The 20,177-nt window shown below is 35.9% G+C and carries 21 protein-coding genes; 11 read left to right on the top strand and 10 right to left on the bottom strand.

Annotation, left to right across the window (positions count from 1 at the left end; translation table 11 throughout):
* The 7 genes from DEU40_RS22840 to DEU40_RS07255 all read left to right on the top strand — a co-directional run.
* Positions 1-149 (top strand): SH3 domain-containing protein (locus DEU40_RS22840; RefSeq protein ID WP_146207836.1); only part of this gene is annotated, 149 nt, incomplete at its 5' end.
* 13 nt (positions 150-162) lie between these two features.
* The gene (locus DEU40_RS07280) at positions 163-738 is read left to right on the top strand and encodes a hypothetical protein (protein ID WP_137905917.1); all 576 of its coding nucleotides are present in this window, start codon (positions 163-165) and stop codon (positions 736-738) included.
* 80 nt (positions 739-818) lie between these two features.
* Positions 819-1,292, top strand: coding sequence for a hypothetical protein (locus DEU40_RS07275; protein ID WP_110009224.1), 474 nt, complete (start codon positions 819-821; stop codon positions 1,290-1,292).
* A gap of 10 nt (positions 1,293-1,302) precedes the next feature.
* Complete coding sequence (locus DEU40_RS07270) at positions 1,303-1,899, top strand: hypothetical protein (protein WP_110009223.1); 597 nt, start codon at positions 1,303-1,305, stop codon at positions 1,897-1,899.
* Positions 1,900-1,910: 11 nt separating this feature from the next.
* Entirely contained in the window at positions 1,911-2,183 is a 273-nt protein-coding gene (locus tag DEU40_RS07265; RefSeq protein WP_110009222.1) for a hypothetical protein, read from the top strand.
* Between the two features lie 161 nt (positions 2,184-2,344).
* Positions 2,345-3,142, top strand: a complete 798-nt coding sequence (locus tag DEU40_RS07260) for an SH3 domain-containing protein (protein WP_110009221.1) — start codon at positions 2,345-2,347, stop codon at positions 3,140-3,142.
* Between the two features lie 253 nt (positions 3,143-3,395).
* On the top strand, positions 3,396-4,238 hold the full coding sequence (locus DEU40_RS07255) for a prephenate dehydrogenase (RefSeq protein ID WP_110009220.1): 843 nt from the start codon (positions 3,396-3,398) through the stop codon (positions 4,236-4,238).
* A gap of 108 nt (positions 4,239-4,346) precedes the next feature.
* On the opposite strand, the gene DEU40_RS07250 is transcribed toward DEU40_RS07255, so the two are convergent.
* The 7 genes from DEU40_RS07250 to DEU40_RS07220 all read right to left on the bottom strand — a co-directional run bounded on the left by DEU40_RS07250 (position 4,347) and on the right by DEU40_RS07220 (position 11,211).
* Positions 4,347-5,765: an L-serine ammonia-lyase gene (locus DEU40_RS07250; RefSeq protein WP_110009219.1), complete on the bottom strand. Its 1,419-nt coding sequence runs from the start codon at positions 5,763-5,765 to the stop codon at positions 4,347-4,349.
* A 100-nt stretch (positions 5,766-5,865) separates the two neighbouring features.
* The gene (locus tag DEU40_RS07245) at positions 5,866-7,209 is read right to left on the bottom strand and encodes an ammonium transporter (RefSeq protein ID WP_110009218.1); all 1,344 of its coding nucleotides are present in this window, start codon (positions 7,207-7,209) and stop codon (positions 5,866-5,868) included.
* Between the two features lie 83 nt (positions 7,210-7,292).
* Positions 7,293-7,958 carry an alpha/beta hydrolase gene (locus DEU40_RS07240; RefSeq protein ID WP_110009217.1) on the bottom strand — a complete coding sequence of 222 codons (666 nt, stop codon included), beginning with the start codon at positions 7,956-7,958 and terminating at the stop codon, positions 7,293-7,295.
* Positions 7,959-8,066: 108 nt separating this feature from the next.
* Positions 8,067-8,693: a YceI family protein gene (locus DEU40_RS07235; protein ID WP_110009216.1), complete on the bottom strand. Its 627-nt coding sequence runs from the start codon at positions 8,691-8,693 to the stop codon at positions 8,067-8,069.
* A 78-nt stretch (positions 8,694-8,771) separates the two neighbouring features.
* Positions 8,772-9,338, bottom strand: coding sequence for a YceI family protein (locus DEU40_RS07230; protein WP_110009215.1), 567 nt, complete (start codon positions 9,336-9,338; stop codon positions 8,772-8,774).
* A 143-nt stretch (positions 9,339-9,481) separates the two neighbouring features.
* The gene (locus DEU40_RS07225; protein WP_110009214.1) at positions 9,482-10,531 is read right to left on the bottom strand and encodes a glucokinase; all 1,050 of its coding nucleotides are present in this window, start codon (positions 10,529-10,531) and stop codon (positions 9,482-9,484) included.
* Positions 10,532-10,647: 116 nt separating this feature from the next.
* Entirely contained in the window at positions 10,648-11,211 is a 564-nt protein-coding gene (locus tag DEU40_RS07220; protein WP_062671310.1) for a hypothetical protein, read from the bottom strand.
* A 402-nt stretch (positions 11,212-11,613) separates the two neighbouring features.
* On the opposite strand from DEU40_RS07220, the gene DEU40_RS07215 reads away from it, so the two are divergent.
* Positions 11,614-12,993 carry a DUF1800 family protein gene (locus DEU40_RS07215; protein WP_228406461.1) on the top strand — a complete coding sequence of 460 codons (1,380 nt, stop codon included), beginning with the start codon at positions 11,614-11,616 and terminating at the stop codon, positions 12,991-12,993.
* Positions 12,994-13,162: 169 nt separating this feature from the next.
* Entirely contained in the window at positions 13,163-14,347 is a 1,185-nt protein-coding gene (locus tag DEU40_RS07210) for a DUF1501 domain-containing protein (protein WP_110009212.1), read from the top strand.
* A gap of 291 nt (positions 14,348-14,638) precedes the next feature.
* Here DEU40_RS07210 and DEU40_RS22365 read toward each other — a convergent pair whose 3' ends face one another.
* The 3 genes from DEU40_RS22365 to DEU40_RS07200 form a co-directional block, all read right to left on the bottom strand.
* Positions 14,639-14,776 carry a hypothetical protein gene (locus DEU40_RS22365; RefSeq protein WP_167348772.1) on the bottom strand — a complete coding sequence of 46 codons (138 nt, stop codon included), beginning with the start codon at positions 14,774-14,776 and terminating at the stop codon, positions 14,639-14,641.
* Positions 14,777-14,882: 106 nt separating this feature from the next.
* Entirely contained in the window at positions 14,883-15,902 is a 1,020-nt protein-coding gene (locus DEU40_RS07205) for a helix-turn-helix transcriptional regulator (protein ID WP_110009211.1), read from the bottom strand.
* A 64-nt stretch (positions 15,903-15,966) separates the two neighbouring features.
* Positions 15,967-16,302, bottom strand: a complete 336-nt coding sequence (locus DEU40_RS07200) for a HopJ type III effector protein (RefSeq protein ID WP_110009210.1) — start codon at positions 16,300-16,302, stop codon at positions 15,967-15,969.
* Positions 16,303-16,458: 156 nt separating this feature from the next.
* Between DEU40_RS07200 and DEU40_RS07195 the strand changes: the two genes are divergently transcribed.
* On the top strand, positions 16,459-17,841 hold the full coding sequence (locus tag DEU40_RS07195; RefSeq protein WP_110009209.1) for an RtcB family protein: 1,383 nt from the start codon (positions 16,459-16,461) through the stop codon (positions 17,839-17,841).
* A 329-nt stretch (positions 17,842-18,170) separates the two neighbouring features.
* A complete protein-coding gene (locus DEU40_RS07190; RefSeq protein ID WP_110009208.1) occupies positions 18,171-19,925 on the top strand; it encodes a hypothetical protein in 1,755 nt (584 codons plus the stop codon).
* Positions 19,926-20,177: the final 252 nt, after the last annotated feature.

Here is a 20,177-nt window from a genome sequence, read left to right as displayed (position 1 = left end):
AGGAGAAAAACTCTTCTTCCCAAATCCTGGAAAAAATCAACACAGGTGAAGAAGTTGAAGTTTTAGACCAAAACGGAGATTGGTGGTTAGTGGTTTCTAAGGCAGGTAAAAAAGGATATGTTCATAAAAGTAGAATAAAATCTGAATAAATAACTTGATCAAATGATGAAACCCTTTTTAACTTTATTACCTCTTATATCTTTCTTTTTAAGCTGTAAAGAGAACAATGTGAGGGCTATGGACACCAATGAAACACAATATGAAACACCATATTTTGATGATGATCATATTAAAGATAAAGCTATAATTAAGGCAAAACAAAATACGGAACTATCTAGTTTTATACTATCAATCGACTTATCTTCATTAAACAAAACGGTTGAAATCCCTATATTAAACAATAGTATTCTATATAACAATACTGAAGCTGATTATTATTTAAGTGATCCTATTATTAATAATAAAATTATTACCATTAGAGTAGATTATGCAGACCAAGTTACAAAGCCTAATATTTCCGGCGAGAAAAAAAATGTAATTGAAAAAATGAAGTTTAGATTTGATAATAAGAACAAAAAAATACAGGTTATCGGATATGATTTAAGCTATAAAAAAGGTAAAAAAATTATTCAAAATCATTTAATTTTATTACCGGAAAGTTTTATTCTACATCATCTTTTGATGGTAAAAAAGAAGAAACATCCGGTTGGGCTTCAGAACTTCAAAACATATATATAGAGAATTTGAACAGTGATTTTTTCAATAAACTTTCATTATATGGAAATGAAATTGAATAAAAAACTTATAAATAAAACACAATGATAAAAACCTTTTCAATTCTATTATTAATTATATTTCTCTCATGTTCAAAGAAGCTAGAAGAGAAAACAGTAAAAAAAGAAACTGAAACAAAAAATATTGACAGCAATACAACTGACAATCAAAGTATTAAAAATACAGAATTTACAACTAGCAATAATGATTGGAAAGGCTCTTATAAAATTTCAACCAAAGCCATCAGTCAATTTGATAATAATGAAACAAATATTCTTTATTCAATAACGGTCGAATCGAACCAAAAAGCAATTTTAAGTATTGGAGCAAAAAATGTGGAAGATTATTGGTGTGAAGGAGAATATCGTTTAATTAACGAGGATAATATTTTACATGCAAAAGGAAAATGTGATCAAGATGATATCGATGACTTTTACTTAAAAAATGAGAATAAAAAATATTTTATAAAAAGTAAGAGATTTATAAATAAAGATTGGCAGGAATTAGAAAAAGAATAAATAAAACTAAATGATGAAACCCTTTTTAACTTTATTACCTCTTATATCTTTCTTTTTAAGCTGTAAAGAGAATAATTCGAAAGCCATTAATGGTGATAAAATAAATTTAAAAGATTCAATAATAAAAGTATCTGATAAAAATTTTATTGATATATCAGGGAAATGGAAATATGTTAAAAAGGATCAAAATTCAACTGTCCCTGAAGAAATGTTTACATTAAATATAATTCAAACTGATAGTAATATAAAAGCTCAATATTGTGCAATTGCAAATAGTGGTGGGAAAATAGATTGTGAAAATGACATAGAATATAATGTTAAAGGAACTGTAAATAGAGGAAAAATTATTGTTGATTTTTATAGTTTTTTCAGTAGTCAAAATGATAAGGGAAAAGCAGAAATTATCATTAATAATGACGGTACTTTAAAATGGAAAGTTATTAAGTCTCCACAAGGACTATTTTATAGTCCTGATGAATGTATATTGCAAAGAGAAAGTAAGATAGAAAACACTCAGAAAAACTCAGTATCAAAACAACTGCTACCATTTGATTATAAAGATATTGGGACTAAAATCCAATTAGAGGCAAACAAAAATATCAGTTAGGTATAGATGCTATGGCCAAACTTCCATCGAACGGTAACTATGACTTATATATCATAAGCAATATTAGTGGAGATAGTGAATTAATGTATCTAATTACAACACAAAATGGTAAATTAATAGATGGTTTGGAAATAAGTAATAGCAATGGAGATGGCGAAGAAGTTAAGGTATTTTCTATCAATGAAAACTATGAAGTTTCTATTTATTCCGAAAAAAATAGCACTAAAAAATTAACAGAATTGTACTATTTAAATGATAAAGGAATTTTCAATAAAAAAAACTAATTAGAATAATTCTGAAAGCAAATGATGAAAAACTTATTCTGTAATTGCTGAAAAAAAACTAATATTAACCCAGACGGAAAACCCAATATAAATAGAGTTTATAGTATTGAATAAATAAAGAAATTAAGCCTACTGATTTTAAAACCTTCAAAGTAAATTTAATGAAAAATATATTCCTGTTTATTGCTTTAACACTCGGTTTCACCTGCTCTTCCCAACATAAAAACAAAGGTATTGTAAAGCTTCGACAGCCATCAGCTGAAACTAAAAGAAGCTCATTCGAAACCTACATCGATAATGAAGATTATTTCATAAAAACCTTTGATGTCAACAAGGATGGAATCTCTGACAAAATTGTAAGTAACAAACCTTATCAAGGAGAAAATTTATTTATCTTTTTGGGGGATAAGCAAGGTAAATATACATTAGCACTGGAAACAAGAAACTTCTCTGAGGATGGAGGTAATGTTATCAATGATATCCTTCCAATATCGGGAAATAAAGGGTTCACTATAAAAACATCCTTCCCTGACCGCGGATATTATGAAAAAGAATATCATATTATCCTAAATAATAACACCTGGCTTCTTAAAAATATTATCTATAAAACAATGTCAGATATTTCACAGGATGCAGTAAAATATATTTGCGATGTTCCCCAAAATATTGATATCCAGAAATCCGGATGGACTGATAAAATAATACCCATTCCTGAAGAAAATGTAAGAGCGAAAAAATGTAGAGTAGAAAAAAGTCAAAATAAAACAAACTTTTACATTCAGGATAGTGATGGTTTTACCAATCTAAGGAAAGAGAAAAACTCTTCTTCCCAAATCCTGGAAAAAATCAACACAGGTGAAGAAGTTGAAGTTTTAGACCAAAACGGAGATTGGTGGTTAGTGGTTTCTAAAGAAGGTAAAAAAGGATATGTTCACAAAAGCAGGATAAAATCTGAATAATATACCTCTCAGATTTCCCCACAAAAGAACTTGCTAAAATATGAAGCTTACACAAACTATTAATCCCTATACAATTTAGAAAAGAAAATTTCGTCTCATTAAAAAAATATTTATACCTTTGCTCTGTGATTTTTAACAACGGAACATATTATTATAGAATTTTTACCTCAGCTCTGGGATAGGGATTCTTATGAATATAATTTAAAACCTCGTCCTAGGGACGAGGTTTTTTTATTTTAAAAAATGTAAAAAGATGAAAATAAGTATTATTGGAGTAGGATTAATCGGAGGTTCGATGGCTTTGAAATTAAGAGAGAAAAACCTGGCCAGCTTCATCTACGGAATCGATAACAATACACAGCATATCAGTGACGCACTGGAACTTAAAATCATTGATGCGGGAGTAGATCTTGAACATGGAATTAAAAATTCGGATCTGATTATTCTTGCTATTCCTGTAGATGCTGCACGAAAACTATTGCCTTCTGTTCTGGATCTTGTGTCTGACCAGCAGACGGTAATGGATGCAGGCTCCACCAAAGCAGGCATTTTACATGCGGTAAAAAACCATCCGAAACGGTCAAGATTTGTAGCGTTCCACCCGATGTGGGGAACGGAAAACAATGGTCCGAAATCCGCTATTGCAGAGAGTTTCTCGGGAAAAGCTGGTGTCATATGCAACAAAGAAGAATCGGCTGACGATGCTCTTGCTACCGTTGAAAAAGTAGTCAATGCTCTCGATATGCACATGATTTATATGAATGCAGAAGATCATGATGTTCATACCGCTTATATTTCCCATATCTCCCATATTACATCTTACGCCCTTGCCAACACCGTATTGGAAAAAGAACGTGAAGAAGAAACGATTTTCCAGCTTGCCAGTTCCGGTTTTTCAAGTACCGTACGTCTTGCCAAGTCGCATCCGGAAATGTGGGTTCCTATCTTTAAACAAAACAAAGAAAATGTGCTTGATGTGCTGAACGAACATATCACTCAGCTCAGAAAATTCAAATCTGCGCTTGAAAAAGAAAACTATGAATATCTGGAAGAGTTGATTTCCAACGCCAACAGAATCAGAGGAATTTTAAGATAAAAATCCTTATACGATACTAAAAGCCCGACGGTTTTTACTTTTATTTTATTAAGAAACCCTTAGTCATAGTGGCTAAGGGTTTTGTATTTTGAAATAAAATGATTTCTATTAACATTCCGGAACGTTGACTGCAATGGCCAGTCCGCCTTCCGAAGTTTCTTTAAAACGGTCACTCATCGACTGAGCGGTTTCCCACATGGTCAGAATCACTTCATCCAATGTTACTTTTGCTTTCGTGGGATCACTTTCCAGTGCAATATTGGCTGCCGTAATGGCTTTCATCGCGCCCATCGTATTCCTTTCAATACATGGAATCTGTACCAGCCCTTTAATTGGATCGCAGGTTAATCCAAGGTGATGTTCCATCGCAATTTCTGCCGCCATCAATACCTGTCCTACACTTCCTCCTAAGATTTCTGTAAGTCCGGCTGCTGCCATTGCAGAAGATACTCCGATTTCCGCCTGACATCCTCCCATTGCTGCAGAAATGGTTGCATTTTTCTTGAATAAGGTCCCGATTTCTCCCGCTACAAGCAAGAATCTTATAATATCCTCCTCACTCGTAAATGGGGTAAATGCCTGAGAGTACATCAATACCGCCGGAATAACTCCACTTGCGCCATTGGTAGGTGCGGTAATAATTCTTCCGAAGCTTGCATTCTCTTCATTCACTGCCAGTGCAAAGCAGGCAATCCATTTGTTGATATTTGTAAAGTTCTCTTCAGCGTCTACCACCTGCTGGAACCATTCGTCTTTGTTTTTATAGATTTTATCTCCGAGCAGCTTTCTGTTGATTCCTGCGGCTCTTCTGGAAACATTCAGTCCGCCAGGAAGAACTCCCTCCTTATTGACACCTTTGTAGATACATTCTTTGATCTGCTGCCAGATATAAAGTGCTTCCTGCCTAGTTTCATCCTGGGTTCTCCAGCTTTCTTCATTCATGAAAATCAAATCTGACATTTTATCAAATCCCAGCTTTTCACAGTATTTTGCAATATCTGAAGCTTTATGACACGGATACAGTGTACGTACACACTGCTTCTGAATAGAGTTTTTTTCCTGGCTGGCAATGAAACCACCTCCTACAGAATAAAAATCCTGCACAAGTTCTGTTCCGTCTTCGAAAACAGCTCTGAAGATCATTCCGTTCGGATGAAAATCAAGGCTCTTTTTCATGTTTAAAATCAAATGATGTCCGTAGATAAACGGAATTACCTTTTCACCACCAAGGTTAATGGTTTGAGTACTCTTGATATAATCTATCTTTTCATCAATTTTTGAAGTATTGATCGTTTTAAAATCCTCTCCATTCAACCCAAGCATTCCCGCAATATCAGTTCCGTGCCCGATTCCCGTTTTTGCGAGTGAGCCAAAGAATTCAAGAAAAACCTCTTTAACTTCTTCTATTGATCTTTCTCTTTTTATAATCCTGATAAATGCTGCTGCTGCGTTCCAGGGTCCCATCGTGTGTGAACTGGACGGACCTATTCCTACTTTAATAATTTCAAAAACCGATATTGATTCCATAAATGATTCGTCATTTTCCTCAGAAACAAAGATACATGATAAATCCTGAAATATACATTCAAATTTTTAATGATATCAACATATCATCACAATATAAAAGCTATTGCAGGCATTCTTCATGCTGCGAAAGATCAAGCCCTTTATTTTCAGACTCTTCAGAAACTCTTAAGGTGATCATGGAATCTGTAAGTTTATATAAAATTAATGAACCTAAAAAAGTAAAAACAGAAACCAAAACAAGGGCTGCCATATGATGAAGAAAAACATCAATTCCACCATGAAGCAGACTTGCTTTTTCACCATGAGCAAAAATGGCGGTAAGAATCATTCCCATAATCCCTCCTACTCCATGGCAGGCAAAAACATCGAGGGTATCATCTACTTTCTTTAAAACCTTCCAGTTCACCATCAGATTGGACACGATTGCTGTGATAAATCCGATAAAAAGGCTTTCCTGAATGCTTACAAAACCACATCCGGGAGTTATTGCCACCAATCCTACTACAGCTCCAATACAGGCTCCTAAAGCCGATACACTTCTCCCATTGATTCTGTCAAAAAAGATCCAGGTCATCATCGCCGAAGCAGATGCTATTGTAGTTGTTCCAAAAGCGGTAGCCGCAGATGCAGAAGCACTCAAAGCAGATCCGGCATTAAATCCGAACCATCCGAACCACAGCATTCCTGTTCCCAGAAGCACATACGGAATATTGGACGGCTCATGATGAGGATTCTTCCTGTTTCCTACCACCAAAGCTCCGGCAAGTGCAGCAAAACCAGCACTCATATGCACAACAGTTCCTCCTGCAAAGTCTTTTACCCCGAAATATTTGTTTAAAAGCCCCTCAGGATGCCACACCATATGACAAAGCGGCGTATAAATAAATATACTGAAAAGAACAATGAACAATAAATAAGATATAAAACGAACCCTTTCTGCAAAAGATCCGGTAATAATTGCCGGAGTAATAACAGCAAATTTCATCTGAAACAAGGCAAAAAGAATAAAAGGAATCGTGGGAGCCATCAGTTTATGAGGTAGATTTCCTACCCCGCTAAAAAAGGGATAACTGAGCGGATTTCCAATGATACCGTAATGCTTTCCGGCTATTGTAATCCCGATAGATTCACCGAAAGATAAAGAAAAGCCTACGACTACCCACACCATGGAGATAACGCCTAAGGCAATAAAACTCTGCAGCATGGTAGAAATTACATTTTTCCTTCCGACCATTCCTCCGTAAAAAAAGGAAAGTCCTGGCGTCATGAGCAAAACAAGTCCTGCCGCGGCCAGAATCCAGGCAACATCAGCACCGACAATTTTATCTTCACTTAAAAATTCCCTTGTATCAGGAATATCGGCGGCCGGATTCCAGAATAAGCCACCAATGGCAACGATTGCTATAACAGAGAATGAAATGATCCATTTTAATCCTACTTTCATAAAATTTATATTTAACCCTATCAAATTTAAATATAAATTCTATAAAAACTACACTTTTAAACCAAACACCCCTAAAAAAATATTCAATCTGGAACTTTTTCAGTTTTTTCAGAAAAAATCTCTGACAGTATTTTGGAAACTTCTTTGGATTTAGTGGCCGGAAAAAGATGTGTTCCTCCTTTCACCACATAATTCGGATTTGAATAGCGGATGGGAAAAACAATGTCTTTATCACCTAATATCTGAATGACATTGGGATTCTCTTCAAATTTCCATTCGGAAACTTTTTCTACGGACCATTTGAGGTAATAAGGATCTCTTACTTTAAAATATTGAAGGAGTTTCGGATTTTTAGGATCAAAAAGCTTTCGGATCACAGCATATACGTTGGCTGCTTTATCGTTGAATAAACCTACAGGAAGTATTCTTGGAATTTTTGTAACCTCGCCTGTCCTGATGAATCTGGATTTTTCCTTATCGGATTTTATACTTCCAAGGATCACCACCTTTTCTGCAGGTTTCAATTGATTAATTTCCTGAACAATGATTCCTCCGAAAGAATACCCCAACAGGCAGAATGGTTCTGAATCATCCACTTTCTCTGCCATTCTTTTGACATAGGCATCGAAAGGCTCATTTTTTTCGGGAATAAGCCAGTCTATAAAAATCAATTCACAGTGTTTGGGAAACTCTATTCTTTCAAGGACTTTAAAGTCTGCTCCCAGACCGCTTACGATATAAATTTTCATACCACTAATTTATAAAAAATACAGAAATAAAGGAATGCTCCCTTGATTTAACAGCATTAAAAAAGAGCAATTCTCACGAACTGCTCTTCTGTATCAATAGAATATATTTTACTTTTTCTTTTTCGGAATTCTATTCTCGTTATCCAGCATTTCTGTAGAAACTTTGAACTGAATATCCATTTCGTTTTTAATGAAATAATCTTTCAATGAAGACTGATAGAATACTTTAAAGTCTCTTCTGTTTAGGGAGAACTTCGCAGATTCAATAGAAGTTGTGAACTGGGTAACGTATACATTCGCTGGGAAAGAAATTGTTTTTCTTACTCCTTTAAGGGTAAGGTCACCGTACACTGTAGAATTGTATTCACTGTTTGCCAAAGGAATAATTTTAGTCAAATGGAATTTTGCAATGGGGAATTTTTTTACTTCAAAAAAGTTTGAGCTTTTCAGATCGTTGGTAAGCTTAATCTGATCCTCATCAGAAACATCTCCCGCCATCATACTTCTCATATCGATAATAAACTCTCCATCCACCAGGACCGTATGGTCAAAGTTAAATTTTCCACTTTTCAGCTTTACTGTTCCTGAGTGGGAAGTTTCTTCAGTTTTTACCACTTTATACCCCCACCATCTGATCTCTGATGAAGTCACTTTTGACACTTTATCAAATTTCTTCTGGGCAGAAACAAATGACATGCTTGCGCACACCATAGCAAACAATAGTAATCTTTTCATTCTTTTTTATTTACAATTCAACAAAAATAAAAAAAAGTGTAGAACTTCTACACTTTTAATAATCTTTTTTTGATTAATTTATTGAGCAGTTACCTTTACAAGCATATCAATATCATCTTTCACAAAAACGTCCTGCATCGTAGACTTGTAAGCTACATCAAACTTCTGTCTGTCGAAAGAGAATTTGTTGGATACTAAACTTACCACCCCTTTGCTGTAAGAAATCTTCGCAGGGAAAGAGATTGGGCTGGTTTTTCCTTTTACAGTAAGGTTTCCTGTTACAAGAGAATTGTAGATTTTATCATTGTTTTTCTTTACTCCTGTAATTTTGAACGTTGCTGTTGGGAATTTTTCAACCTCAAAGAAGTCACCATTCTTAAGATGTCCGTTTAATTTCTGTTGGTATTCTCCTGTAAGGTCAGTAGAGTTGATAGTAGTCATATCCAATACGAAGCTTCCGCCTACCAATTGGTTTCCTTTCATTACCATATCTCCGGACTTCACTTTTACAGTACCGTCGTGAGAGCTGGCCTCAGATTTTGCTACTTTGTATCCCCACCAGTGTACATCAGATGCTACTACTTTTTTTGACTGTCCGAACGCTAAACCTCCGGCTAAAACTGCTAATAAAAATATTTTTTTCATTGAATAGAGTTGTTTACTTATTTAACAATACAAAGGTAGGTATCTTATTCAATAGATTTCATTGATGTATATCAATAAAATTTATAATTTTCATGAATAATATCATCCCATAAAAAAACTCCGAATTTCTTCGGAGCTTTGTTTTATACCTGATAGTAAGCCGTATAAAGTGCTATACCATTTAATGCAGTGTGGTTTTGCTTGACCAGATAGATTGGAATGTTTTTAAGCATTTCCTCCATTTTATCACTGATCTTGAATTTCTCATAGAATTTCCCCTTGTCGATATATTCTGCGATCATCTGTGGAATATCGCCGGCAATCAGTAATCCTCCGGTAGCTTTTAACTTTAATGTTAAGTTATTGGCCTCTCTAGCCAGGAACTCAAGGAAGGTATCCAAAGCGATTCTGCAGATCAGTACATTTTCCTCAACAGCCGCTTTATAAAGTTCTTCTACAAAATTCCCCTGCGCAAGACGTTCTCCTAACCATTCCGGTTCCGGATGTCTTTTCACATCTCTCAGGAATCTGTAAATATTGAATAGTCCTGACTTGGATAATACATTTTCCCAGCTTACAATACCATAGATATTATTTAAGAACTGGTAAAATTCAACTTCTACGTTGGTTCTTGGTGAAAATTCTGAGTGCCCTCCCTCTGTTGCGAAAGGTCTCAGGTATTTTCCGTCAAAGAAATATCCGGCTTCTCCTAATCCGTTTCCGGGAGCCAGAACTGCTACATTTCCTTTTTCTAGGTGTCCGCTTGTATAGATCGCTTCAAGATGATTATCTTCAAGAAGAGCCATTCCATAAGCAGAAGCCTCCAGGTCATTCAGCATATCTACTCTTTCAAACCCGAAATCGCGGGTATATTCGGCAATATCTAAATGCCAACCTAGTCTTGCAGGACTGCTTTTCCCGTCCAATACAGGACCTGGCACAGCCATTCCCAGACGTTTTACATTTTCAAGCTGATTATCCTGAATAAACTTCTTTAAAATATCTGAAAAGGAAGCATATTCTTTGGTTGCATATGTATTTTCTACTTTTATCTCAAGACCTCCGTTCCCGGAAACAAAATAGCCTAAGATTGTTATATCTTCACGGAGACTTGCTCCAATGATAGAAACACTATCATTATTACTGTTCTCTACTCCTGGTAAATAAAGTGGAAATTTTGGATTCAGAATCATAACCTCAAATTTTACCAAATATAATAATTGTTTTTGTAAATCCTGCACAGAACAAAAAAACCTTTTCACTTTCGTGAAAAGGTTTTGGTTAATAATTGTTTATATATTAAATCTAACTACTTTCCTAATGGAATATTGTAACCGAATCCTACTCCGATATTCCCCACATTATAGTCCTGACCTGGCAAATCTCCCTTGGTTCCTACAAAAACCTTTTGGTATTGTACGAAGAAATTCCAGTCTCTGTTGTGGTATCCGATCTCCGGTTTAAGGTAGAACCCTCCGCCAGCTCTTTCAACATTGGTGTTTGACGCCACTGCTTTATCCCCCACAAGGAATCCGTATCCTAAGTCAGTTCCGAAATAGAAACCGGTTTGTTTTGGATAAATTCTGATTAAAGCTGCTACAGGAACTACTCCTACATCATTGTTTTTATATCCGTTGTTCTCTTTTCCAAAATAGTGAGTATATCCTGATGCAATACCTAATCCAAACCCTGGGGTAATCAGATTCTGGTACGCTACATCCACTCCTACTGCAGCGGAAAGATTATCTGCGGGAACTGCTAAACCAACATTTGCACCTACCTTGATCATATTGTTCATTTGAGCACTTTGGGCGCTTGCGATACCCGCTGTTAAAATACCAGCCAGTACTATTGCTTGTTTAAACATTTTCATAACTCTAATTTTTAAATTTTACTAAACAAGAGGATGTAAAAATCATGCCAAGCAAAGGTTTCTAATTGATTTTAACATTAATAAAATTTATAAAATAATGAATATCAATACTTTAATTTTAACAAAAATTAAATATTTGTTTAACAAAATTTATCAAAAACTGACCTCGAAAAGTGAATTATAGCAACAAGAAAGCAAACAAGAAGATGGAAGCCGGAAGTAATATATCCTTATATGAAAACTCACGTCTGTTATAATGAAAGTAAAGAGAAATTTCTCCGTCCTGTACACCATAACTTCCAGCTTCATTTCTTCCCGCCTAAAAAACAAAATTAACAATCCTTAACCCGTTATGAGTTTAACCTTTTTCCTGAAATTAGATCAAAAAATAAATTCTCCATGATGGCAGATTCATTAGTAAAAAACAAGCATCTTCTCTGGCGGGCAGGTTTTGGTGTTGGCGTTAATCAAATTGATGATTTGAAAAATAAAAACATTAAAACGTTGATGAATGAATTATTTAAAGAAGAAAGCTTCAGCGAGATCACTTATGATACTCTCGATCCGGTTTCGGCAGCAGATTATATGAACAGTATGGCTCCTGCGGAAAAGAAAAAAGAAATGCAGCGGATCAACAGGGAACAAAATAACGAACTGAACCTGAATTTTCTAAACTCCATCGTTAACAGCAAAGAGCAGATGAGGGAAAAGATGGCGTTTTTCTGGCATGGACATTTTGCTTCAAGAGTGATCAATCCAAAGTTCAACAAACAGCTTTTAAATACAATCAGGAAAAATGCACTCGGCAATTTCAGAGATCTGCTTTTTGAAGTAAGCCAGTCGCCTGCCATGTTGAATTTTCTGAATAATCAACAGAATAAAAAAGACCATCCTAATGAGAATTTTGCCCGTGAAGTGATGGAACTGTTTACCATGGGGAGAGGAAATTACACTGAAAAAGATGTAAGAGAAGGTGCCAGAGCTTTTACAGGATGGAGTTATGATAAAGAAGGGAATTTTAAAGAAAGAAAAAATCTCCATGATGAAGGCAGCAAAACTTTTTTAGGAAAAACAGGCAACTTTGACGGAAATGATGTGCTCAATATTATTCTGGAACAGAAAACTACAGCACAATTTATTACGACAAAGATTTATAAATTCTTCGTCAATGAAAAACCGGACCAGGAGATTGTTAATCAACTCAGCGCCAATTTCTACCATTCAGGATATGACATTAAAAAGCTGATGACTGAGATATTTTCAAGCACCTGGTTTTATGATCAGAAGAATATCGGAAACAGGATAAAATCACCTATAGAACTGATGGCAGGAATCATGCGAATCCTTCCAATGCATATTCAGAACCCTGAAAACCTCATCGTTTATCAGAAATTATTGGGACAAATGCTCCTTTATCCACCCAATGTATCGGGATGGCCGAATGGAAAGGCTTGGATTGACAGTTCTACTCTGATGCTTAGACTTCAGGTTCCACAGATCTGGTCCGGACTTCGTCCTTTGGAATACAGCCCGCGGCAGGATGACGATATCGATATGGGAATGAAATCCCGTGAAACAGCATTAAATAAAAGCTTTAAAAACCCTAATATCACCATCGACTGGGATCGTATTGAAAAGCTTTTCGCCTATAAAAACTGTGAAGATTATCTTCTGCAGAATACCCAAAGCCTCAATATGAACTCTGTAAGTAATTTTTCAGACAAGAGTATAAAAATGACTGTCATCAACCTGATGTCTACTCCGGAATATCAGTTATGTTAGGTAGGAGGTTTTAGGTTGCAGGCAGCAGGTAATAGCTGTCGCAGAATAACTTGGCTCCTCCCTGATTTAGTTTTCACTGCTATAAAAATAAAATGCGGTCCAGCCCTATAATTTACAACCTGCAACCTGTCATCTGCCACCTGCCATCTTAACCCCTAAAAACAAAATTATGCTAATCAAAAGAAGAGAATTCCTCAAAATAAGCTCACTGGCTACTGCTTCTATGCTGATGCCTAATTTCTTAAAAGCGATGACGCTGGATGAAGCTTTGAATCCCAGTCAGAATATTCTGGTCGTTCTTCAGTTTACGGGTGGAAATGATGGTTTGAATACCATTATTCCGGCCAAAAACGATATTTATTTCAGGGAAAGGAAGACATTGGCTATTCATGACTCTATACCGCTTACAGATGAGGCTGGAATTAATCCGTCACTCTCCTATTTTAAAGAACTTTTTGATAACGGAGAGCTTTCTGTGATGAATAATGTAGGCTATCCCAACCCGGATAAGTCGCATTTCCGAAGCATGGATATCTGGCAGTCGGCAAGCAGAAGTGATCAGTTTCTGGAAACAGGCTGGCTGGGACGTTTTCTGGACGAAGAATGTTATCGCTGTGATCATCCGACGCAGGCACTGGAAGTAGATGATATGCTAAGTCTTGCTTTAAAAGGGGAAAATAATAAAGCATTTGCTTTTAAAGATCCTAAAAGACTTTATCAGACCAGCCAGGAAAAATATTTCAAATCTCTTTATGACCACCATCACGATGATGAAACGGTATCTTACCTTTATCAGACTTTAGGCTCTACCATCAACAATGCCGATTATATTTTTGAAAAAAGCAAAGCTAACAAGACAGAGCTGATCTATCCCAATTCTCAGCTGGGAAAAGATTTCAAGACGGTAGCTTCTTTAATAAAATCTGACATCAACACTCAGGTGTATTACCTTTCCGTGGGAAGTTTCGATACGCACGTCAACCAGAATGACCGGCAGAAAAAGTTATTCAATGATATTAATGAAGCAGTAAAATCATTTGTGGCCGATATGAAAAGTAATGGGCTCTTCAAAAATATCCTGCTAATGACATTCTCAGAGTTTGGTCGTCGTGTGGCACAGAATGCCAGCAACGGAACCGATCACGGAACTGCCAATCAAATGTTCTTTATCAGCGGAAACCTTAAGAAAAAAGGACTGTTAAATACACTTCCTGATCTGCAGAATCTGAATGATGGTGATCTTATTTATAAAGAGGATTTCAGAAAAGTATATGCAACAATTCTGAAAAACTGGCTTAAAGCGGACTCTTCCAAAGTATTGGGATGGAAAGATGGTATTTATGATTTTGTGTAGGGAAACCGGGATTCTACGGAACGACACAATTGGAACGGTGATGTATCCAAACAGCTTGTCATTCCTTAGGAATCCAGCCTTTGCTATAAGGAATACAAAAACAATCCTGTCCAATACACCAACTGAAGACGTAAAAATTCCCATCCTCCGGACGGGTGGCGAAAATTCAAAGAATTTTTGACGGGGTGGTTTTCAGTACTCATTAAAAAGATCCATTACCAACAAAAAAGAGACTGTACCTTGTTATGACAGTCTCTTTTCAATAATTTTAAATGTAAACTACTTTTACGTTTAAGCCGTAATCTGCTTTTTTTCGTTTTCTTTCTCTTCCTGTTTTTTATCTATTTTCTCAGATATTTTTTTTACGATATACTCTATCGCCAGCGGTGCTATGATTGCAATTAATGCTTTAAATATTCTTGATTTCATAATTAATTTGGTATTGTTAAGGTAATACTACAATTTCCAAGCCAAGATAAATTATGAAAATAAATTATCTTCAACAAAGCCCTGTGAATGGTACATTTAAACTAATTTAGTTTTCCTCAGGAACAATCAGATTCTGATAATTTTTACTGCCTGCCCTGAACTTTTCCTCCATTTTCAACCGTAGTTTTTTGGGCTTATGTACAATCAGAGAGTCTCCGAACCCAAGCAAGAGTCTTTCCAGCTCAAAATTGATCTGCACACATATTTTAAACAGCGTGCCGTCACGGTCTTCCTTTAGGATCTCCTGACTTTTATGCAGCGGTTTTGTTTTCACATAAGGGGCATTTCCCGAATCTACCCAAAAGACTACATTCCTGGGATCCATTGATTCTGAAACAGTAACCCCAACAATATCTTTGAAGTATTCATCTCCATCCAGATCCTTGTCAATATAGGCAAGACTATCATCTGTTTCAATACTTTCCATTCTGTCCAGTGCCAGATTATACATTTTCTGTTTGTAAAGACAGATCAGAAACCAGCGGTTGTTGAATTCCTTCAGCAGCTGCGGATGTACTGTAAAAATATTGGATTCCCTTGCCGTAAAGCTTTTGTAAAGGATCTTCAACACTTTTTTATTAGCAATACTTTCATACAGAATATCAATATGTTCCAATCCTTTCAACTGTTCATTTTTATCCAGATGAATAATAGATTTCTGGCTGGTGGCATGAATAGAATCTTCCAGTTTCTGAATAACCCCATTCATTTCTTTGAACATAGAAAAGTCTTTAAATTGTTTTAAAATCTGAACTGCATTGTTCATTGCTTTCAGATCACTTTCATTCACAGAAATATTATGAATGCTGTACTCCGGATCACTGTAACGGTAGTATTTTCTTTCGTAAACTTCAATAGGAGCTTCATACCCGAATTTTTCACTCCGCATATTCTGAAGATCGAGCTGAACGGTCCTCTTACTTACATAAGATTCTTTTCCCTCAAATTCAAACAATGCTTCCGAACATTCATCAATGAGATCTTCCAGCGTGTATTTTCTGTATTTATTTTTAAGACATTTATCTAATGTTTTATACCTGATCAGAGCATTTTTATTGGATGACATACCTTAGTGTTTAATGATTGGGTGTTTTAAATAAAAAATTACTTTTTCTGCTCTTTTCTTATAATTATTTTTCTTTTAAAGCATTGGCATCAAAAGTAATTCCTTCCCAGCCGGTTTTCATAAAGTTCCGGATATTCTGATGATCAGTTCCTTCAGGATTTTTCAGGACATCGTCTCTGTAAAACTCACCAAACAGCCAAAGTGTCTCTTCTTTTGTCAGATCCTTAATGCTTGCAAAACTGAAAACCTTGCATGAACCGTTGTTCTGTCCGGCCTGATTGGTAGTATCACCGTTTTGAAATGCAGTAGGAGTAAATTCATAATGCTCATCAATATGAGCGATCACATCATTAAACTGGATGGTTTCCGGGAAATGTTTTAATTGTTCTAATAATAGCATGAGCCTTGTTTTTTTATTTTATACTATGTTTACGAGTCTGCCAATGTGCTTTTTCGTCCTTTTAATAAATTTTTGTAAAAATAATTAAAATTTCTTTATCTACGCAAAACTATTGCGCAATAATGATATTACTTTGCATCATCAAAATGAAACAATATGGAATTTAATGGAAATCATTTAATCGAATTAGGATATAGACCGGCAAAATGGTTTAAGGATGCCATTACCTATATCAACGAGAATAAATTGGATGAACATCAGATCGCAGAATATCTGGTACAGTTCAAACAACCAGATCTTATTCCGCTTCATGAAACAGCTAAAGATTTTATAATCAATATACGTGCAGAACACGAAAGTGAAAATGAAAACGTGGACAAAGTAATCAAAACCATGGAGGTTCTGATGAAAACTCCCACTCTGGTTGGCGGAGCTTTAATGCCGGACGCCTGCCCTACAGGTCCTGAAGGCCAGATTCCGGTGGGAGGAGTTGTCGTGGCTCAAAATGCCATTCACCCGGGATTCCATAGCGCCGATATCTGTTGTTCAGTAATGCTGACGGATTTTGGAAAGACAAATCCTAAAGAGGTTTTGGATGCAGCACATTCTGTAACCCACTTCGGATATGGAGGAAGACCAAGAGGTGAACAGATGCCGATGTCTCAGGAACTGATGGATGCTTTCAGAGAAAATGAGTTCTTAAATGATGAAAAACTAATCAGTATCGCCCGTTCTCATATGGGAACCCAGGGAGACGGAAACCATTTCCTTTTCGTTGGAATTTCCAAAAATACTGGAAACACAATGATGGTAACCCATCACGGATCAAGAGCTCCGGGTGCTGCCTTATATGATAAAGGAATGAAGACCGCCAACCGTTTCAGACAGGAAATCTCCCCTGAAACATTAAGAGAAAATGCCTGGATTCCTTATGATACAGATGAAGGTAAATCGTATTGGGAAGCCCTGCAATTAATAAGACAATGGACCAAAGAAAACCATACTTCCCTTCATGATGCCGTGCTGAATAAGCTGGAAATGGATAAGGAAAACAGATATTGGAATGAACATAACTTCGTTTTCAGAGATGGAGACCTGTTCTACCATGCAAAAGGAGCAACTCCGCTGGATGATAAATTCATGCCTGATATTACAGGACCTAGACTGATTCCGTTGAATATGGCCGAACCGGTACTGATTGTTCAGGGAAAAACGAATGAAAGAAACTTAGGTTTTGCACCGCACGGAGCAGGAAGAAATTTCAGCAGAAGCCAGCATAAAAAATCTTTAGCTCATAAAACGACCGAGGAAATCTTCAATGAGGAAACAGCAGGATTGGATATTCGTTTTTACTCTAATGAGATTGATATTTCTGAACTTCCAAGCGCTTATAAAAGTGCAAAGAATGTAAGAGCACAGATAGAAGAATACGGACTTTGTGAAGTTCTGGATGAAGTGATGCCTTACGGATGTATTATGGCCGGAGATGTTCAGAAGAATGCTCCATGGAAGAAAAAAAAGAAATTCAGAAAAGCATAATTTTTATGTTTAAAATTGTTTAAACTTATTTAAAAACTTGCTTACTATTCAAACCTAACGGGTTTTAGAAACCCGTTAGGTTTGAACAAAAACAATAACCAAAATTTCACAGCACTAAAAAGTTATTTTAAAAAAAATTCAAGGCAAAGAAAGTTCCTATATTTCCAGATTTACTTTCCGCCTTTTTACAAATTACAAGGCAAACGGAGTTCCTATATTTATTTTTTGGAAAAATACTCCCCGCTTTTTATAAACTATAGGTAAAAGGAGTTCCTATACCCTTCACTTTTAATGAATCTACTCCTCACTTATTTTTTAAACTTAAAACAATGAAAACACTACAATTATTCAATGCTGTACTGGCCAGAAAATCTGATAAAAAGCCATTTATTTCTGATGATGGTTTCGTCATTGAAGCAGATGCTGTATGGGCAAAAAATGAGATTATTTCTTATTATGCAAAGGAAAAGCTGAATGGAAATGATTTGAATAAAACTTTTCATAAATCCTGGAATAAAATAAAGAACACTTCCAGAATTGATTTATTTTTTGAACAGCTGAAACATTATATTTCAACTTATGGAAGTGACTTCCAAAGTGAAATCTATATTCCCAATGAAATATTGGATGTTCCTGATATGAAGCTGGTTTTTAAAGTAATCAAAGCCTATTCTGTGGAACAAATGCAGGAAAAATGTCTTGCTCTTTTAAGATCAGGAATTGCTTTAAAAGAAGAAACCATTGATGATTTGCTTTCTATTTTACATACGGAGCTGGAATATGATTTTACAGGAAAAGAAAACATCAGGAATAAAGAAGCCATTATAAAAATAGCTGACTTATATGATATTTACCCTGAAAATCCTGTTGAATTCTTGCGTTATGTCATTTATAAAACGACGAACACTACGCTTTTAATCAAAAATGATGATTTGATTAATTTAATCAAGCAGAGTAATTTCAATCCGACATATCTGTTTGAAAGCTTTGGAATAGAAAAAATGGCGGAAATTTTCAACAGATTCAAACCATTATTTCTGGCTTATAAAAACAGAGCACCCAAAGCGATCAATAAAATATCAAAGTTATCTAAGGTTCATCATAAACCATTGGTTTCAAACCCATTGAATGATGCTACCAATACATTACTGGAAAACAGCGATTGGCACTGGCTGGAAAATGCGACACCGTTTGCATTATTCAAAGCATTGTCAGCATGTTACTCCAGAATGTACGGTCAGGATACATTTGTTTACAGAATCCGAAACGGAAAATCATGGACTAAAAAAGGTAAGGAAACTTACGTGAATCAGTTCAATTATGATTTTATTCTGGACTTTTTGAAACTGAAGTATGAAAACCTATCCGGCAAGAAATTCTATTTCCCTGAGAATATAGAATTTGCATTGCCAACTTCTGAAAAAATGTTTGTTGGAAATATTCCTACCGGAACCTGTTTTTATGCGGATAGGCTGGCTGTAGGTATTTATTGGGAAGATCAGTGGGGTGCCAATGACCTTGATCTTTCCGGATTGAACATCGCAGGAAAAATAGGTTGGAATGCCGCTTATAACCATGGTAACGGACAATTGATGTACTCCGGAGATATGACTTCTGCTCCTAATGGCGCTGTTGAATATCTTTATGCCAATAAAGGCCTTTGTGAGCCAACACTTGTCATGAACAACGTTTTCAGCGGAGATGCCAACTATGGATATAAAATTGTGATCGGAAAAGGAGATGATATTTCCTACGATTATATGATGAATCCTAATCAACTCTTTGCTGAAGCCAGATGTAATTCTGTTCAGAAGCAAATGGTTCTGGGAATGCTTGTAGCGAAGAACGAAAAGCAATGTTTCGTACTGTTGAATTTCGGAGCCGGACATTCGCATGTTTCAGGAAATAGCCAGATTTCTGCAATGGCAACAAGTGCATTATACCAGCAATGGTATGAAGCGATGTCTTTCAATGAGCTTATCAAAGAGCTTGGCGGTGAGATTACCACAGAAAAAGCGGAAGCTGATTTTGATTTCTCACTGGAAAACCTGGAAAAAGATAGTTTTATCAGAATTTTTAAATAAATTCTATGACGTCATCTGATGATATCGGGTGGCGTTTTTTTGTGGCGGTTTGGTTGGGTAAACGTTGAGAACCACCCCGTCAAAAATTCTTTGAATTTTCGCCACCCCTCCGAGGGAGGGGAATTTTCACGTCTTCAGTTGGGAGAATGGTCGGGATTGTACTATTTCTGTGTATGTTTTTTACAGGAATTCGGCCTACAAACTAATCTTTACCAAACGGACTAAAATCCGTTCCTATTGAATAAAAGCCTT

Source organism: Chryseobacterium sp. AG844, from assembly GCF_003182335.1.
GTDB classification, from domain to species: Bacteria; Bacteroidota; Bacteroidia; order Flavobacteriales; family Weeksellaceae; genus Chryseobacterium; species Chryseobacterium cupriresistens.
Note: the sequence above shows the minus strand (reverse complement) of the source record. Positions and strands in the feature narration are given on the sequence as shown.